Annotated in this window: 10 protein-coding genes and 1 pseudogene; 4 read left to right on the top strand and 7 right to left on the bottom strand. The window is 70.9% G+C overall.

The annotated features are described in order from the left end of the window. Nucleotides 1-103: 103 nt before the first annotated feature. Nucleotides 104-1,144 (bottom strand): LacI family DNA-binding transcriptional regulator, encoded by a 1,041-nt coding sequence (locus ACZ6D7_RS46900; RefSeq protein ID WP_469504983.1) that lies wholly within the window; start codon nt 1,142-1,144, stop codon nt 104-106. A 219-nt stretch (nt 1,145-1,363) separates the two neighbouring features. Beyond that, on the bottom strand, nt 1,364-2,392 hold the full coding sequence (locus ACZ6D7_RS46905) for a hydroxyacid dehydrogenase (protein ID WP_469504985.1): 1,029 nt from the start codon (nt 2,390-2,392) through the stop codon (nt 1,364-1,366). A 281-nt stretch (nt 2,393-2,673) separates the two neighbouring features. Between ACZ6D7_RS46905 and ACZ6D7_RS46910 the strand changes: the two genes are divergently transcribed. After that, nucleotides 2,674-4,383, top strand: coding sequence for a carboxylesterase/lipase family protein (locus tag ACZ6D7_RS46910; protein ID WP_469504987.1), 1,710 nt, complete (start codon nt 2,674-2,676; stop codon nt 4,381-4,383). Nucleotides 4,384-4,539: 156 nt separating this feature from the next. Here ACZ6D7_RS46910 and mmuM read toward each other — a convergent pair whose 3' ends face one another. Beyond that, nucleotides 4,540-5,487 carry a homocysteine S-methyltransferase gene (gene mmuM / locus ACZ6D7_RS46915; protein WP_469504988.1) on the bottom strand — a complete coding sequence of 316 codons (948 nt, stop codon included), beginning with the start codon at nt 5,485-5,487 and terminating at the stop codon, nt 4,540-4,542. A 141-nt stretch (nt 5,488-5,628) separates the two neighbouring features. Continuing rightward, nucleotides 5,629-7,746, bottom strand: coding sequence for an autotransporter (locus ACZ6D7_RS46920; RefSeq protein WP_469504990.1), 2,118 nt, complete (start codon nt 7,744-7,746; stop codon nt 5,629-5,631). 275 nt (nt 7,747-8,021) lie between these two features. On the opposite strand from ACZ6D7_RS46920, the gene ACZ6D7_RS46925 reads away from it, so the two are divergent. After that, the gene (locus ACZ6D7_RS46925) at nt 8,022-9,434 is read left to right on the top strand and encodes an RICIN domain-containing protein (RefSeq protein WP_469504992.1); all 1,413 of its coding nucleotides are present in this window, start codon (nt 8,022-8,024) and stop codon (nt 9,432-9,434) included. Nucleotides 9,435-9,441: 7 nt separating this feature from the next. Here ACZ6D7_RS46925 and ACZ6D7_RS46930 read toward each other — a convergent pair whose 3' ends face one another. Then, nucleotides 9,442-11,121 (bottom strand): rhamnogalacturonan lyase B N-terminal domain-containing protein, encoded by a 1,680-nt coding sequence (locus ACZ6D7_RS46930; protein ID WP_469504994.1) that lies wholly within the window; start codon nt 11,119-11,121, stop codon nt 9,442-9,444. Nucleotides 11,122-11,311: 190 nt separating this feature from the next. Here ACZ6D7_RS46930 and ACZ6D7_RS46935 point away from each other — a divergent pair, with 190 nt between their 5' ends. Beyond that, nucleotides 11,312-12,361, top strand: coding sequence for a rhamnogalacturonan acetylesterase (locus ACZ6D7_RS46935; RefSeq protein WP_469504995.1), 1,050 nt, complete (start codon nt 11,312-11,314; stop codon nt 12,359-12,361). 7 nt (nt 12,362-12,368) lie between these two features. On the opposite strand, the pseudogene ACZ6D7_RS46940 reads toward ACZ6D7_RS46935, so the two are convergent. Beyond that, nucleotides 12,369-13,421 (bottom strand): annotated as a pseudogene (locus tag ACZ6D7_RS46940) (hypothetical protein); the annotation flags it as partial. A gap of 184 nt (nt 13,422-13,605) precedes the next feature. Between ACZ6D7_RS46940 and ACZ6D7_RS46945 the strand changes: the two are divergent. Further along, nucleotides 13,606-15,318, top strand: a complete 1,713-nt coding sequence (locus ACZ6D7_RS46945) for a DUF2264 domain-containing protein (protein WP_469504997.1) — start codon at nt 13,606-13,608, stop codon at nt 15,316-15,318. Nucleotides 15,319-15,655: 337 nt separating this feature from the next. On the opposite strand, the gene ACZ6D7_RS46950 is transcribed toward ACZ6D7_RS46945, so the two are convergent. Next, a partial coding sequence (locus ACZ6D7_RS46950) for an RNA-guided endonuclease InsQ/TnpB family protein (RefSeq protein ID WP_469504999.1) occupies nt 15,656-16,669 on the bottom strand: 1,014 nt, incomplete at its 5' end.

Consider the following 16,669-nt stretch of genomic DNA (forward strand, 5'->3'; position numbering starts at 1 on the left):
CCCGAACCCGAGGGTGGGACCGGACGCAGGCGCAGCACCACAGCCAGTGGCGCCCGCTGTGCAAGCCCGGGACTTTAGTCCCGGGTCGTTGACAAACGGTCGGTCACGGGGGCGGTGCCGTGCTCGCCCGTTCCACGAGCCGTGTCGACAACTCCGTCCGGGTTCCTTCCGGGTGCTCCCCGTCCATCATCCGCACCAGCAGCCGCAGCGCCGTCGCCGCCATCTCGGCCAGCGGCTGACGGACGGTGGTGAGGGCGGGGGTGGTCCAGCGGGACTCCGGCAGGTCGTCGAAGCCGACCACGCTGACGTCGTACGGAACGCTTAATCCCCGTTCCAGTACGGCCTGGTACACACCGAGGGCCATGCGGTCGGAGCAGACGAAGACGGCCGTCGGCGGCTCGGGCAGGTCGAGGAGTTCACGCATCCTGCGGTGAGCGGTCGACTCGTCGAAGCCACCGTTGCGGACGTACTCGGTACGGTGCGGGAGGCCGGCCGAGGCCAGAGCCGAACGGTAACCGGCCACCCGGGCGCTACTGCACAGCTTGCGGCGCGGTCCGGCGATCACCGCGACGCGTTCGTGGCCCAGCGCCAGCAGGTGCTCGGTCGCGGTCACCCCGCCCTGCCAGTTCGCCGCGCCGACCGACACGACTCCGGGCGGTGGCTCGACCACCGGGTCGATCATCACGAACGGGATGCGGTGCTGCTCCAGGAACGCGAACTGAGAGTCCGTCAACTCGGCCAGGTCGAACAGCACTCCGGCCGATCCGCGCACCGTCAGTTTGTCCAGCCAGCCGCGCTGTGGACCGCCGACCCGGGTGCGGGACAGGGCGGCCGAGACCACCACGTCCAGGCCCGCGTCGTGGGCCGCCTCCTCCACACCGTGCAGTACGGCGCCCGACCAGGAGCTCTCCAGCGAGTGCACCACGAGGTCGACCAGCCGGGGCGGCTTCGTCGCGTCGAAGCGGGGCCTGCGGACGTAACCGAGCCGGTCCAGGGCCTCCGTGACCCGGCGTCGGGTCTCGGGGGCGACGTCCTCACGGCCGTTGACCACCTTGGACGCGGTCGGCACGGACACCCCCGCCTCGCGGGCCACGACCGCCAGCGTCGGTCCGGCCGTCATGCTCGCACCCGCTGTGCGCACCATCGGGAACCACCTCTCCGGCCCGCCCGAGGGCCAGCGATAGCTCGACCGGCGCCCTTTCGAAGCCGCTTCCGGAACAGACGGAAACAGAAAGCGCTTGCTATCCTAGGTGGGCCTCAGCGTGACGTGAAGACACCGGGAGTCGCCGGATCTTGAGCGCGTGGGTCAGGTCCCGGGCGTGGATCGACGCTCTGGGCCCGGGGCCCGCGCCGGTGGCCGGCATCAGGCGATGCGGGCGAGGTCCGCGTGCCGTACCTCGTGGGCGAGAGGGAGACCCTGCGTGACGCGTTCGAGTTCGTCGGCGACGATGCCGCCCATGCGGTGGAGTTCGTTGCCGAGGGAGCCGGCGATGTGGGGGGTGAGGAAGACGTTGGGGAGGCGGTAGAGGGGGGAGTCGGCGGGGAGGGGCTCGGGTTCGGTGACGTCCAGGACGGCGTGGAGCCGGCCGGAGACGAGTTCGTCGGTGAGCGCGGTGTGGTCGACGAGGGCGCCGCGAGAGGTGTTGATCAGTACGCCGCCGTCGCGGATGAGCGCGAGGCGGGCGCGGTTCAGCATGTGGTGGGTCTCGGGGATGTCGGGTGCGTGCAGCGAGACGATGTCGCTGTGGCGCAGCAGGTCCTCCAGGGGGAGGAGCCGGGCGCCGAGTTCGGTGGCGTCGGCGGGGTCGAGGTAGGGGTCGTGGAGCAGGACCTCGAAGTCGTGGGGGCGCAGGAGACGCAGGAGCCGGCGGCCGACGCGGGAGGCGCCGATGACGCCGACGCTGCGGCCGTGGTTGCCGGTGGCGGCGGTCTGCTCGGGCGTGGGCGGGGTGTGGGTACGGCGGTAGCGGTCGCGGTGGGTGAGCGTGTCCTTGCCGGCGAGGAGGATCATGGCGAGGGTGTACTCGGCGACGGGGACGGCGTTGGCGGTGGCCGCGGTGGAGACGGTCACTCCGTGATTCCAGAGAGCCTCGCCGATCAGTGAGCGGACCGAGCCCGCGGCGTGCAGGACGGTGCGCAGCCGGGGCGCGGCGGCCATGGCGTTCGCGTCGAGGTGGGGGCAGCCCCAACCGGTGATCAGGACCGTGGTGTCGGCCAGTGCGGGTGCCGCGGCGGGGTCGGTGAAGTCCTGGACGACGAGCGCGGGGTCGATGTCGGCGGTGCGCCGGAGCCGGGCCATCAGCGGCGGAGGGAACAGCAGTGGCAGGTGCACCGGATCCATGGCGAACACAGCCCTGGGCAGCCGGGTGCTGGGTGGCCGGGCATGGGGCATGACGCTCCTGAGGGCGTGGGAAACGTTTTCTGAAAGCGCCTTCTACCGTAGGTGTGGCGTGGAAGGGTGGTCAATCGGTCGGAGGGGTCGACGTACCGCTACGAGGCGGCGGAGAAACACGGGGACCACGGGTCCACCGGCAGGGGCTACGACCAGCTCGGTTTCGGAACCCTGATGTACGCCGAATAGCCCTGTCACAGGCTCGTGTGCCGGAATACCGGGCGACGTTGTGGTGCTCTGGTCTTACCGGTGCGCGAGCACGGCGAAGGGCTGGTGAGCAGATGACGGCAGACCAGACGGACCCCGTGACCGAGACCCGGGCGGATCCTGTGGTCAGGACCCCCTACGGGGCGGTACGGGGGCGGTACGAGCACGGCATCGCGGTGTTCCGGGGCGTCCCCTACGGGGCGCCTCCGTTCGGGCCCCGCCGGTTCCGGCCACCCGCCCCGCCCGAGCCCTGGGACGGGGTCCGGGACGCGGGGGCCTTCGGGCCGACGCCGCCGAAACCGCCGTACTCCGAGGCTTTCACCCAGTACCTGTCCGATCCGGTCGTGCCGGGGGACGACTGTCTCAACCTCAATGTCTGGACACCCGAGCTCGGTTCCGACGCCCGGCTGCCCGTGGTGGTGTGGCTGCACGGCGGTGCCCTGACCAGAGGTTCCTCGGCTGTGCCGGTGTACGACGGACGCCATTTCGCACGCGACGGAATCGTTTTCGTATCGATCAACTACCGGCTGGGGGTCGAGGGGTACGGACTCTTCCCGGACGCCCCCGCCAATCCCGGCCTGCGCGACCAGCTTGCCGCGCTGGAGTGGGTCCACCGGTCCATCAGGGCCTTCGGTGGCGACCCCGACAGGGTCACCCTGGCGGGGCAGTCCGCCGGGGCGATCAGCATCGGCGCGCTCATCGCCGCCCCGCAGGCACAGGGCCTGTTCCGGCGGGCCGTCCTCCAGAGCGGGCCGCCGGAGGCCTTCGAACGGGACAAGGTGCGGCGCATGGTGCGGCGCATGGCCACCCGGCTGAAGATCCCCGCCACCGCCGAGGCCTTCGCCGCCGTCGACCGCGATCTGCTGCTGCGCACCCAGGCCGACGTCGGCAGGCTCAGCAGCCCGGTGCTGGGCGGGCCCGCCTTCGGCATCGTCGTCGACGGCGACCTCGTCCCGCGCGATCCGCTCGAAGCCCTGATCGACGGCGACGCCGCCCCCGACACCGACCTCCTGCTCGGCTGGACCCGGGACGAATACCGGCTCTGGCTCGTCCCCGGCGGCCTCGTGGAACGCGTCGACCGGCTCGGCCCCGTCGCCCTCGCCGGGGCCATGGCGCGCTGCCACTGCGGCCACGAGGTGCCGCGCGGCTACCGCGTCCTGCACCCCGAGGCCGGCACCGCCGAGATCGTCGGCCAGATGGTCACCGACCATCTGCTGCGCCGGCCCCTGCACCGACTGGCCGACGCCCGCCCCGGAACGTCGTACGTGTACGAGTTCGCCTGGCCCTCGCTCCGCCCCGGCCTCGGCGCCTGCCACGCGCTGGAACTCGGCTTCGTTTTCGACACCGGTCACACGACCGAGTCCGCGAAGCTCGCCGGCGAGGGCGCCCCGCAGGAACTGGCCGACGCGATGCACGGGGCGTGGGTGCGGTTCGCGCGGACGGGTGACCCGGGCTGGCAGGCCTGGGACGCGACGCACCCGGTGCGGATCTTCGGCGCCACGGAGACCACCGACGGCGCACCGCGCACGGCCGACGACGGTGCGCGGGACGAGCACGCCGACGCCGGCGCCCGGCCTGCCGTACGGGATCCGTATACGGCGTATGGCCCGCGCGACCCCCAGATGGCCCTGTGGTCGGCTGCCGCCGACACCGAACGGTCAGGGCCCGCCGCCGCGCTGCCGTCGGACCCCGTGCCCGGAGGCCGGGCGGTGCGCGGTGCGGAACTCAGGTCGGCCGTGCGCCGGCTGCGGCGGGCCGGGGGAGCCGGAGGAGTGCGGCAGTGAGCCGCGCGGCACCGTCCCCCGCGTGCCGGGGGCGCGCCCCAGAACGGCCCGGACGGCCAGGCGGCCGAGTTCCTCGTAAGGAACGCAGTCGACACCCGGAGTCGCGGGTGAAGTCGCTGTGCGGAGAGCGTTTGCGTCGAGGTTTCCCGGAGTCGGCTACGCCGCCCCGAGCGTCCGTGCGATCGAGGCGACCGCCTCCGGACCCACCCGGCAGCAGCCCCCGATCAGCCGGGCACCCGACTCCCGCCACCCCAGAACCTCGCTGGGGGAGAAGGTGGACCGGCCTCGCCAGGCCCGGGCCTCCGCGTCCCAGGCCTCGCCGCTGTTGGGGTAGACGACGACCGGCTTGCCCGTGACCCGTGCCGCGGTCGCGACGGCGGCGTCCACGTCCTCGGGTGCGCAGCAGTTCACGCCGACCGCGATCACCTCGTCCGCGTCGGCGGCCAGGGCGAACGCCTCCTCGAGAGGCTGACCGGCCCGCGTCCGGTCACCGGCGACCGAGTACGACAGCCAGACCGGCACCCCGAGTCCGCGCACGGCACGCAGCAGGGCCTCGGCCTCGTCGGTGTCGGGAACCGTTTCCAGAGCCATCACGTCGGGCGCGGCGGCGGCCAGCACCTCCAGGCGAGGCCGGTGGAAACGCTCCAGCTCCTCGACGCTCAGTCCGTACCGTCCCCGGTACTCCGAGCCGTCCGCCAGCATCGCCCCGTACGGCCCCACCGACGCGGCGACCCACAGTGGATGCGCGACTCCCTCGGCCCGGGCCTGCCGGGCCGCGTCCCGGGCCAGCTCCACGCTCAGCGCGAGCAGCCGCGAGGCCTCCTCGTGGTCGATGCCGCGCTGTGCGAAACCCTCGAAGGTGGCCTGGTAGCTGGAGGTGATCGCCACGTTCGCGCCCGCCTCGAAGTAGGCGAGGTGCGCCTCGGTGATCGCCTCGGGCCGCTCGGCGAGCAGCCGAGCCGACCACAGCTCGTCGCTCAGGTCGTGCCCGGCGGACTCGAGCTGGTTGGACATGCCGCCGTCGAGGACGACGGTTCCGGTGGCGAGCGCCGCCGCGAGGGAGGATTCCGCGAGGGGAGCAGGAGCTGGGGTGTCGCTGGTCATGTCATGACGCTAGTCGAAGCCGGGGACGGACGGCCGAGGGTGTCCAATTGGTGAACGCGGTGCCCGTGATGTGGGACGGGCCGTAGGGCTGGGATTGCCGGAGGCTCCCAGGGGCACGTAGGCGCGGCCCCGCACCCTGTCCTACGCTGCGTGGCGTCCTCCTCTCCGTCGAGGCGCGGCCCGGCGGCGCAGGCTCATCGGCATGCCGAGCCCCGCGAGCAGGCCTGCGGCGAGCACGTACGGCCACCACCCCATCCCGCTGCTCGCGCTGCCGCTCGCGCTCCGCGTGTCGGCCGCGACCGCCCCGGACCGGTCCGAGGCCCGAGGGGACGCCGAGGAACGCGCCGCGTCGGCGGTGAGCACCACGTCGTTGCCGTCGCCGCCCCGGTAACTGATCCGGTAAACGGTGTCGGCGACTCGTACCTCGGCGCCTTCGCGCACCCCGTCGAAGGTGCCGGAGACCGACGTGTCGCCCGTGTGGTCGAGAACGGTGATGGTCTTCTCCGGCTGCTTGCGCTCCGCCCCCGCCCCGAAGGCCGACAGATCCAGCCCGCCTCGCAGCCGCACCTTTCCGCCCACCTTCAACGGGGCGTCACGCAGCACGAGTTGACCCTTGTCGTCCTGGGTGTAGTCACCGGAGACCGTCAGGCCTCCGGTGACCACGCCTTCGTTCGTCACCGCTCCCCGCACCGTGCCCTTGCCGTCGAGCGTGCTCGTCACCCGGAGCGCCGAGCCGCCTGTGTCCAGCCGGGCGGTCGCCGCGGTGAGCCGGACCGCCCGGCTGTTGCTGAGGGTCGCCCCGTCGCGCAGCGCCAGGGTGCCCTTGTGGACCGTCGTCGTTCCGGTGTACGTCACCGCGGAGCCGGTGAGGGTCGTCGTGGCCGTGCCGGACTGGACGAACGAGCCCCCTCCGCCGATCCGGGACAGGGAAACCGGTGTCTTCGTGTTCCGCACGACCAGCGTCCCGTCGTTCACGATCCGCCGCCGCGCCGTCCCGGTGAGCAGTGAGCCGTCGCCGCCCGCGGCCCCCGACCCCAGCCGCAGCACCGCCCCCTTCTCCACGGTCGTCGAACCGTCGTAGTACTGCCCGGCCGCGAAGGTGACGTCGTTCCCCTCGGTGCCGGCGATGACGACGTCCCCGCCGCCGGGCGCGGCCAGCGTGTCGTGGTACGTGCCGCCGCCGATCGGAGCGCCCAGGGTCACCGGACCGTTGTAGTCGAAGGTGAGCCGCGACCGGCGTCCGCTGCGCTCGTGCAGGTTGATGTAGACGGTGTCCTTCGTCCCCGGCATGAAGATGGCGTGGGTGGTGCCGTCGCCCCACTGGACGTCGGCGCCCTCGATGTTGGTGCCACGCTTGTTCGACCGATGCGCGATCGGGCGCCAGTTGATGCCGGGGTCGCTGAGCGAGGGGTCGATGTCGCCGCCCCGGTCGCTGTAGCTGTACTGGCCCGTGAGCACGACCTTGCTGCCGGGCCGGGTGTGGACGTTGACGTCGCTGCCGTACTCCCGCTGATAGAAGTTCTGGCGCAGGGTGATCGTCTGGTCGAGCGGGGTGTCGATGATCCAGGAGCCCTGGTTGAGGATGGCGCGCGCGTGGGGCAGTGCCACCGGGTACTCGGGCCGGCCCACGGCCATCCCGGTGCCGTTGTCGATCACCCCGGAGAAGGGGTGGGTCCCGGCCAGGTCCAGCGTTCCCCACATGCTGCGGGGCTGTGTGACGAGCCCCGAACCGCTGATCGTGCCGAGGTTGAAGGTGCGGGTCAGCGACAGCCGCAGTGTGCCGTCGACGCGGACGTTCAGCTGGTTCAGCTCGTAGCCGGGTGTGTCGTACGGGAAATGCCCGATGAGACCGGTTGCTCCGCCCGTGCCGTACTGGAGGGTGGCCCCGCGCTCGACCGTGATCGCGGGTGGGTCGGGCCGGCTGACCGTCGTGTACGGGTGGTTGCCGCCCTGGGTGCGCACCACCTGCCGCTGCCGTGCCCTCGGCAGCGTGAAATCGCTGTCACGGGTGAGGGTCAGGGTCCCGCTGCCGCGCACGGTGAGGCTCCCCTGGCCTCGGAAGACACCGGTGTACGTGGTCGTACCGGACGGCACGGTGACGACCGTGTCGCCGGTGAGGGTCACGTCCCGGTTCGCGAGCACGTCGGCGGTGACGTCCCGGGCACCGGCGGCCACGGCCGGGGGAGCGGTGGCCAGGAGGGCCGCGACGGCCGCGAGGGCGCCGACGGTCGCTGCTGTGGTGTGGAGAGGGCTGTGCACGTATGGGAGACGCTCCGGGGCCGCGACCGATAACAGAAAATCGCCGCGCCGCCGGAAACCTCCAGGGTGGGCAGCAATCTTCCGGAAAAGGCTTTCTATCAAGTCCCGTCCGACCCGTTGACCTGTTCGTAACACACCCTTACCTTTTCGGCGTTCGTCATTCCACATGCCGTTCGCAATCTCGAACCCTGCTCTTCAGGCCCTCGGCCGGAATCCGGACGGCACCCCCGACTTCGGCGCGCCCGTCGCCGACACCGTGAAGGAGTGTGTGTGAGATGAGACGCGCGTACGCCACCCTGCTCGCCCTCTGTCTGGCGCTGTTCGGCGCCCTCGCCACCGCCGGACCCGCCCGGGCCGCGGCCCAGACGGTCCCGAGCGGCGTCCAGTTCGCCGACGCCTCGGGAAACGTCGTGCACGCGCACGGCGGCGGTGTCATCAAGGTCGGCAGCTACTACTACTGGTTCGGTGAGGACCGCAACGCGGACAACACCTTCCGCTCCGTGGACGCCTACCGTTCCACCGACCTCAAGACCTGGGAGTTCCGAAACCGCGTTCTGACCCAGTCCAGCGCCTCCGAGCTGAACACGGCCTACATCGAGCGGCCCAAGGTCATCTACAACGCGTCCACCGGCAAGTTCGTGATGTGGATGCACAAGGAGAACGGAACCGACTACAGCGAGGCCCGCGCGGCCGTCGCCGTCTCCGACACGGTCGACGGCACCTACACCTACCAGGGCAGCTTCCGTCCGCTCGGCCAGCACATGTCCCGCGACATCACGGCGTTCGTCGACACCGACGGAACCGGTTACATGGTCTCCGCCGCGAACGAGAACTACGACCTGCACATCTACCGGCTCACCGCCGACTACACGGCCATCGACAGCCTGGTCGCCAACCCCTGGCCGGGCGGCCACCGCGAGGCGCCCGCCCTCTTCAAGCGCAACGGCGTCTACTTCATGCTGACCTCGGGCGCGACCGGCTGGAACCCCAACCAGCAGCAGTACGCCACCGCGACCAGCCCGGCCGGCCCCTGGACGTCGATGACGAGCGTCGGCGACTCCACGGCCTACGGTTCCCAGACCGCGTACGTCCTTCCCGTGCAGGGGACGTCGGGCACGTCGTACCTCTACATGGGCGACCGCTGGGGCAACTCCTTCGGCGGGACCGTCAACGACTCGCGCTACGTCTGGCTGCCGCTGACCTTCCCGTCCTCGACCTCCCTGTCCATGTCCTGGACCCCGGAGGTCACGGTGGACACGGCCGCCGGGACGGTCACCGGTACCAGTGCCACCTACAACACGCTGATCGCCCGCCACTCCTCCAAGTGTGCCGACGTGACCAGCCAGTCGCTGTGGCAGGGCGCGCAGATCAAGCAGTACGACTGCAACGGCGGCAACAACCAGAAGTACTGGTTCAAGTCCGTAGGAAACGGTTACTACCAGCTGGTCGTCCGCAACAGCTCTCTGTGCGTGCAGGAGAACGCCGCAACGGTCACCCAGGAGAACTGCGACGCGACGGCCACCGCCCAGCAGTGGTCCCTCACCACCACCGGAAGCTATGTGAACGTGAAGTCCCGCGCGACCGGCGAATGCCTGGACGTGAACGGCGCGTCCACCGCCAACTCCGCCGCGATCATCACGTACACCTGCAACGGCGGAACCAACCAGCAGTGGACGCGTGGCACCTGACGTGAGGTCAGGCGAGCAGGTCGATCGCGTCGATCGACGTTCCCGCGCTGAGGAAGGACGTCGTCCCCGAACCGCTCACCACGTTGATCTTCAGCACGTTGTACTGGCTGGTGTCCGTGAGCCACGCGCTGGCCGGAACGCTGTAGGTGAACGTGTGGTTGTTCCCCCGGTACGACCCGTTGGTCAGCGACCGGGTGTTCGGCTGGGTGGGCGGCGAGGGGATCGCCGACGTCCAGGTGTCGTTCACGACGACCTGGGGGCGTCCGTTGGCGTAGGCCGTCGTCACGCCGATGCGCAGCGTGTGCGCGGCGGCGGCCTGGGCGGCGGTGAGCCTGAAGTACACGAGCAGACCGCTGTTGACGTCCTTCCAGAGGTAGCAGGGGAAGGCGGACGTCTCCGTGCCGCTGCCGATGACCACGTTGCCGGTCCAGGCGGCGGCCCGGACGTCGGACGGGTGCGCGTACGTCATCAGGTCGGCGTTCTTGAAGCCGCTCGGCGTGCCCGTCCAGTCGTTGATCCGCCAGATCGCGCTCGCGTTGGCGGGGTCGTTGGAGGAGGGGATCGCGATCGAGTTGAGGGTGGTCGTCGACCCGGCGGACACCGTCACCGAGCTGCTGTGGACGGCCAGTTCGCTCTTGTAGACGGTCAGGGTGTACGTCCCCGGCAGGATGCCGGTGAGGGAGAAGTAGCCGTCCGAGGAGCGCGCCGAACCCCAGTACTGCGCGGCCGAGTTGGCGAGGCCGACCGTGTACGGGTACGCCGTGTTCCGTCCCGTGATGCCGACGCCCGCCACCCGGCCCCGGCCGCCGGCGGCGACGTACCCGGAGATGCCGAGGGAGTCCGCCCACGACGTGGTCAGGGTGCCCGGGAACAGCGACGAGGAGGGCGCGCCGCCGTCCGTGAAGGCGATGACGTACGGGCCCTGGAGGCCGAAGCGCTGCTCCTCGGTCTGATTCTGGCCGTAGTAGAGGATCTCGTACAGGCCGCCGCCGTCCGCGCTCTGGTGACGCAGCAGGGAGCGGTAGAAGGGGCCGCCGGAGGCCTTCTCGTGGTTGCTGCGCACGATCCACAGGCCGACGCTGCCCGTCGTCCAGCCGATGTAGTTGTAGTCGATCACGCGCAGCTTCGAGTAGTGCTTGGAGCGGGTCTGGCCGTCGGACTTCGCGAAGACGTCCGAGGCCTCGATGGTCGTGGGCGCGTAGGTGTACGAGTCGGGCTCGTCGTTGGGGAACAGGCCCGCCCTGACGCGCACGAGGTAGCGGGTCGCCGAGACCGAGGTGTCTGCCTTGTTGGTCCACAGGTAGATGTTGTTCTCGCCGCTCCGGGCCGCGTAGTAGTGCTTGAGCGTGCCGTAGGTGACGGAGATCAGGATCGTCGAACCCGACTGGCGGATCGTCACCGTGGAGCTGCCGAGGCCGGACTCGATGTGCGAGTTCTTGCCGTCGTAGCCCTGGTACTGGACGCCCCGGTAGACCAGCGAGGTCAGGTCGCCGTTGGTCTTGCTGACCTTGAAGACCAGGTTGGCGCCGGTGTCGACGACGTAGTTCGAGCCGTCGTCGGTGTAGCCGAAGGCCGCGGCGGACGCGGTGGTGGCGAGCGGGCCGGAGAGGGCGGCCGAGCCGGCGGCGGCCGCGGTGCCGAGCACGAAGGTACGGCGTCGGACCTGGCGGCTGTCGGATCCGTACATGGGGGTGCCTCCTTCGGAGGTGCGGGGTGTGCGGGTGTGGGAGAGAGTGACAGTTGAATCGATTTCGCGAAAGGGCTTTCGCGTGCTGGAGGTTGGCAATCTTGTGAAGTCGGTGCAAGGTCTAGAAAGCGCTTGCCGGAGGCGGTACGGTCCAGCCCGCAGCACTGCCGACGTGACGGAGGAGCCGGAAGTGAGACGTTTCAACATCGCCGTTTCGGCGGCGCTGACCCTGACCGCCGTCCTCGCGGCCGTACCCGCCACCGCTCAGGCCCACGGCGGCCGCGCCCCCCTCGGCCTCGGCAACTGCTCCGCAACCGCCTGCCACTTCGACGTCCCGCCCGGCACCTACGACGTCAGGGTCCTCCTCGGCGGTGACACCGCGTCGAGCACCGGAATCAGCGGCGAGACCCGGCGGGCCCTGCTCCCCGAGACCGCCGTCCCGGCCGGCGAACGCGTCGCGCGCAGCTTCACCGTCGACGTCCGCACCCCCGAGGGCGAACCGACGGGCGCCGAGGTGACCGCGGGCCTGGACCTGGTGCTCGGCGGATCGGCACCCGCGCTCGCCGGCATCAGGGTCACCCCTGCCGGGCACGCCCGTCAGATCTTCCTCGTCGGTGACTCCACGGTCTGCGACCAGCCCGGTGACCCCTACGCGGGCTGGGGCCAAGAGCTGCCGCAGTACCTGCGCAAGGGCGTCTCGGTCGCCAACTACGCGGACTCCGGGGAGAGTACGGTCACCTACCTGGAGAACGCGCGGCTCTGGGCGACCGTCCAGCCGCTGATCCGGCCCGGCGACCTGGTCCTGATCCAGCTCGCGCACAACGACAAGACGACCGACGAGGTGACGTACCGGGCGAACCTGGAGACACTGGTGGCGGGCGTCCGGGAAAAGGGTGGGAAACCGGTGCTCGTCACCCCGATCGTGCGCCGCTGGTTCAACGCCGACGGCACGCTCAACAACGGAACGGCCCTGCTGGTCAACGGACTCGGTGTCGACCACCCGGCGGTGATCCGCTCGGTCGCCGCCACGCGGGACGTCCCGCTGATCGACCTCACCGCCAGGACCAAGGAACTCGTGGAGTCCCTGGGCGTGGAGGGATCCAAGGCGCTGTACCTGTACAACGAGAAACGCGACAACACGCACACCTCCGTGCACGGTGCCACGGTCTACGCGGGCCTGGTCCGCGACGAACTGGTCGCCCAGCACCTGGTGCCGAAGGGCGCCGTGCGGGTGGGATGAACTGTTCCTAGAGACTGAGCGGGAGTGAGTCCTGTTGCCAGAACTCATCCTCAGCCGGACGCCCCGAACGGTGTTGGGCGTTCTGGTCGACCGCGTTCGCTCCGCGTCCGGCGTGCACGGATCGTGTCCGTGGTCCGGGGATGCGGGGGCGGTTTCCCTCACGCCCTGGGGCCTCCGGTTCGGCCTGGACGGTCCGATGCCCCGCACGATCGCTCTGGTCGTGCGGGGGCGGTGCCGTCCGTCGCCGGATCGGGTGCCCCAGGGCGCGCCTGCCGATCGCCACGGCGGCTGCGTCGTGGCGAGTGGTCTTCCTGGTCTTGGTGGTGAGGGGCTTTTGCCAGTGCTGGGCGCCCCACTTGCTGGTGCAGGCCGGGTCGACGGCGACGACGGTGATGCCGAGTTCGGCCGCCATGGACACGAGCCGGGCCCGCAGCCTGGACACCGGCATGCCGGAGATCAGGTTGCGGAACCGCTTGCGGCGTCCGTGCTTCTCGCGGGTCTTCTCGGCCGTGAAGTCGAGGTTCTCGATCGCGATCGCGAGGCCGTGGCGTCTGGCCCAGTGCAGCAGGCGGATCAGGGCGTGGCGGACCTGGGCGTCGCGATGCCGGGCGGTGCCGGTCAGGTCGAAGAAGTATCGGTGGGGTTCGCCGGCGGGGTTGCCGTGTCGGTCGAGGCGCCAGGCGGCGAGGTGGTCGGCGTTGGTGTCGACGCCGACCATGCCGTTCGCGCGAGCTGCGGCCAGGGGGACGGTCTGGACCGGGGGGATCGTCCACGACGCGGTCAGGTACCAGCGTCCGCGTGCCGTGTCTTCGGGGATGCGGTAGGCAACGGCCCGGTTCGCGGCCACGCGGTCGGCCCACTGCTCGCCCCGGTGCGCGAAGCTCACCCGGGCGGCGAGGACGTACCGGTCGTGCGGGGCGTCGGCCAGGTGCGCCGGCGGGGCCGGGAGCTTGAGGGAGACCTCGCCGTCGGGGGTGACACGGACGGTCTCGTTGCCGTACCGCTTCCCGGACTCGCCGTCGGCCTGGAGGAACCGCCGCCCGGCCTGCCACCGCATGCGCCGCACATGCCGCAGCCGGGACGCTCACTCATGTGCGCCAGAGCACGCCTGTGCGCAGCCAATCGCCAGCAGTCCACAACCCCTGGGGGCGCCCCGACCGGAACCGGGACGCCCCCAGGTCCTGACCCCCTACGGGATTCGGGGCTCGCCGCTTCCGACCCTGCCGCGAAGGAAAGAACCGCCGATGCACCTGCCCCCGCCCGACCACGGCCTCAGCCCCCGCACCGGTTACACCCGAGCCCACTGGGAGGCGGCCGCCGACGCCCTGCTGGCCGCCGTGGAGCCGTACGCCACGAAGGACAACGCTCTCTACCACCTTCCCGGGGACCGCGAGAGCTGGTCGGGACGCCTCTCCGACGGGCTGGAGGGCTACGCCCGCACGCTTCTCCTCGCCGCCTTCCGCCGCGACGAGACAGCGCTGGAACGGTACGCCGACGGTCTGGCGGCCGGGGTCCGCGGAGTCTGGCCCCGCATCGAGGACCGCGGCCAGCCCCTCGTGGAGGCCGCGTCGATCGCCCTCGCGCTGCGGCTGACCCGCCCGCTCCTGTGGGACCGCCTCGACGACGCCGTACGCCAGCGCGCCGCGGACTGGCTCGGCGACGCGCTGACCGCGCAACCCTGGCCCTGCAACTGGGAGCTGTTTCCGGTCACGGTAGGCGGTTTCCTGGAGTCGGTCGGTCATGCACCGGAGGCCTCCCGCGCAGCGATCGACCGCGGGCTGGAGCGCATCGAGCAGTGGTACGTCGGCGACGGCTGGTACACCGACGGCCCGGGCCGTGCCTTCGACTACTACAACGGCTGGGCCATGCACCTGTACCCGGTCCTGCACGCCTGGCTGGCCGACGATCACGACCTGCTGGCGCTCTACGGGGACCGTCTGCAGGCCCATCTCGCCGACTACGCACGCCTGTTCGGCGGTGACGGCGCCCCCCTGCGCCAGGGCCGCTCCCTCACCTACCGCTTCGCCACCACCGCCCCCCTGTGGCTGGGCGCCCTCACCGGCAGCACCCCACTGGCCCCCGGCGAGACCCGCCGGCTGGCCTCGGGGGCGCTGAAGTACTTCCTCGAACGGGGCGCCGTCGACGAACACGGCCTGCTCACCCTCGGCTGGCACGGCCCCGACACCTCCGTCCTCCAGGGCTACTCGGGCCCCGCCTCCCCCTACTGGGCGAGCAAGGGATTCCTCGGCCTGCTCCTCCCACCGGACCACGAGGTGTGGACGGCCGCCGAGGAACCGGGCCCGGTGGAGCGGGAGGACGCGGTGACGCCGATCGCCGCTCCCAACTGGCTGCTTCAGTCCACGCGTTCGGACGGTCTCGTGCGCCTCCACAACCACGGCAGCGAGGACGTCCGCTACGACCCGTACTACACCCGGCTCGCGTACTCGACCCTGACGGCGCCCTCACCGTCGTACGACAACAGCGTGATCGTCGGGGGCGACCCGAGCCGTACGGGTATCGAACCGCTGGGGGTGGGCGACGGCTGGGTGGCATCGAGGCACACGGCGGGCGGGGGAGCACGGGTGACCAGCGTCGTGCTCGTGCGCGGAGCGGCGGAGGTGCGGATCCATCGTGTGACGGGGGCGGACTCCGGGACCCCCGTAAGGGTGACGGGGTGGGCGGCCGGGGAGGGCGCGCGGGCGGAACTCCTTCCCGTGCTCGGCCTGGACGACTCCCTCACGGGACACACCGTCGACGGCACCGGCGTCTTCGTCGCGCTCGCCCGGCTTACGGCGGAACCGGAACCGGTGTCGGAACCGCTTGCGGAGACGGTTTCCGTGCGGCTGGTGGCGCCGGACGCGTTGCATGTCCGCTGGCGCGGCGGGCCCGGCGTCCACATCGCTCTGGCGGACGACGCCGTACGGGTCAGGAGTCTCGCCGCCGGGACAGACGGCTGACCGCCGGCGAGCCCACGAAGGCGGGCCACCGGTCCCGTCGTCCGGTCGGCCCGGGGCGGTGGCACTCCGGACGCCGCGGCGTCCCCCTCGCCGGACACGGCACCGCCTCCCCGTCCGCAGGCACGCCCCGCAGGAGTGAGACGCACCGAAACCGGGCGGCGGTTGTGCGGGGCGGACGAGGAGGGCGGCATGCACGGCAACGAGCCCCGGGGGCGTAACGGCCCGGTGGAGGACTTTCACGAGGTCACCCGTGCGGCCGGGGAAGGTGCCCCCGCATTGACATGCTCCTCGCCTTGAAAGGCGAGGATTCTGGCCTTCTCTACCGGTTGCCGTGCCGCTACGCGGCACGGTTTCCGGTGGGGAATCCGTGGCTTCCTGTTTCTTCGCGCTGTGCCAGAACGGGTTCTGGTCTTACCGGCGCTCCGCAGGCTGTTACCGCCAGTCCGGCGGCCTGTTGGACGTTGAGTGCGGCGTTGTGGTCCCGGTCGTGGAGGGTGCCGCAGGTGGTGCAGGTCCATTCGCGGACGTTCAGGGGTTTGGGACCGTCCACGGTGCCGCAGGTGGAGCAGGTCTGGGAGGTCGGCTCGAACCGGCCGATCTTCACCAGAGTGCGTCCATAGCGCTGGGCTTTGTATTCCAGCATGTTCACGAATGCCGTCCAGCCCGCGTCGTGGACGGACTTGGCCAGCCTGGTACGCGCCAGTCCCGACACCGACAGACTCTCCACGGCGATTCCTTGGTTCTCGGAGATCAGCCGGGTGGAAAGCTGGTGGTGGAACTCTTTGCGGGCGTCGGTGACCTCGGCGTGGGCGCGGGCAACCTTCAGACGGGCCTTCTCGCGGTTCTTCGACCCCTTCTGTTTGCGGGACAGGCTCTTCTGGGCCTTCTTCAGCTTCTTCTCCGCCCGGCGCAGGAACCGAGGGGAGTCGATCTTCTCGCCGGTGGACAGCACCGCGAAATGCGTCAGGCCGAGGTCGATACCGACACTCTGGTCCGACTCGGGCATCCGGTTCGCGTCGGCGGCGGGGTCGGTGTCGATGACGAACGAGGCGAAAAATCTGCCCGCACTGTCCTTGATGACGGTGACGGAGGTGGGGGTGGCGGGCAGGGTGCGGGACCACTTCACCTTCACCGCCCCGATCTTCGGCAGGTTCAGCTGGCCGGTGTCGGTGATGTTCCAGCGGGCGTTGGCCGTGAACCGGATCGACTGCCGGGCATCCCTGCGGGACTTGAACCGGGGCGCACCCAGCTTCGGACCCTTGCGGGCGCCCTTGAGGGAAGCGAAGAAGTTGCGGTAAGCGGTCTCGGCGTCGCGCAGGGACTGCTGGAGCACCACCGCGGAGACCTCGCC

This window comes from Streptomyces sp. NPDC041784, from assembly GCF_055591025.1.

Excerpts from the sequence above, each read along its gene's own strand:
- ACZ6D7_RS46910 (WP_469504987.1), top strand. The coding sequence starts at position 2,674 with ATGACGGCAGACCAGACGGACCCCGTGACCGAGACCCGGGCGGATCCT.
- mmuM (WP_469504988.1), bottom strand. The coding sequence starts at position 5,487 with ATGACCAGCGACACCCCAGCTCCTGCTCCCCTCGCGGAATCCTCCCTC.
- ACZ6D7_RS46945 (WP_469504997.1), top strand. The coding sequence starts at position 13,606 with ATGCACCTGCCCCCGCCCGACCACGGCCTCAGCCCCCGCACCGGTTAC.
- ACZ6D7_RS46905 (WP_469504985.1), bottom strand. The coding sequence starts at position 2,392 with ATGCCCCATGCCCGGCCACCCAGCACCCGGCTGCCCAGGGCTGTGTTC.
- ACZ6D7_RS46930 (WP_469504994.1), bottom strand. The coding sequence starts at position 11,121 with ATGTACGGATCCGACAGCCGCCAGGTCCGACGCCGTACCTTCGTGCTC.
- ACZ6D7_RS46925 (WP_469504992.1), top strand. The coding sequence starts at position 8,022 with ATGAGACGCGCGTACGCCACCCTGCTCGCCCTCTGTCTGGCGCTGTTC.
- ACZ6D7_RS46900 (WP_469504983.1), bottom strand. The coding sequence starts at position 1,144 with ATGGTGCGCACAGCGGGTGCGAGCATGACGGCCGGACCGACGCTGGCG.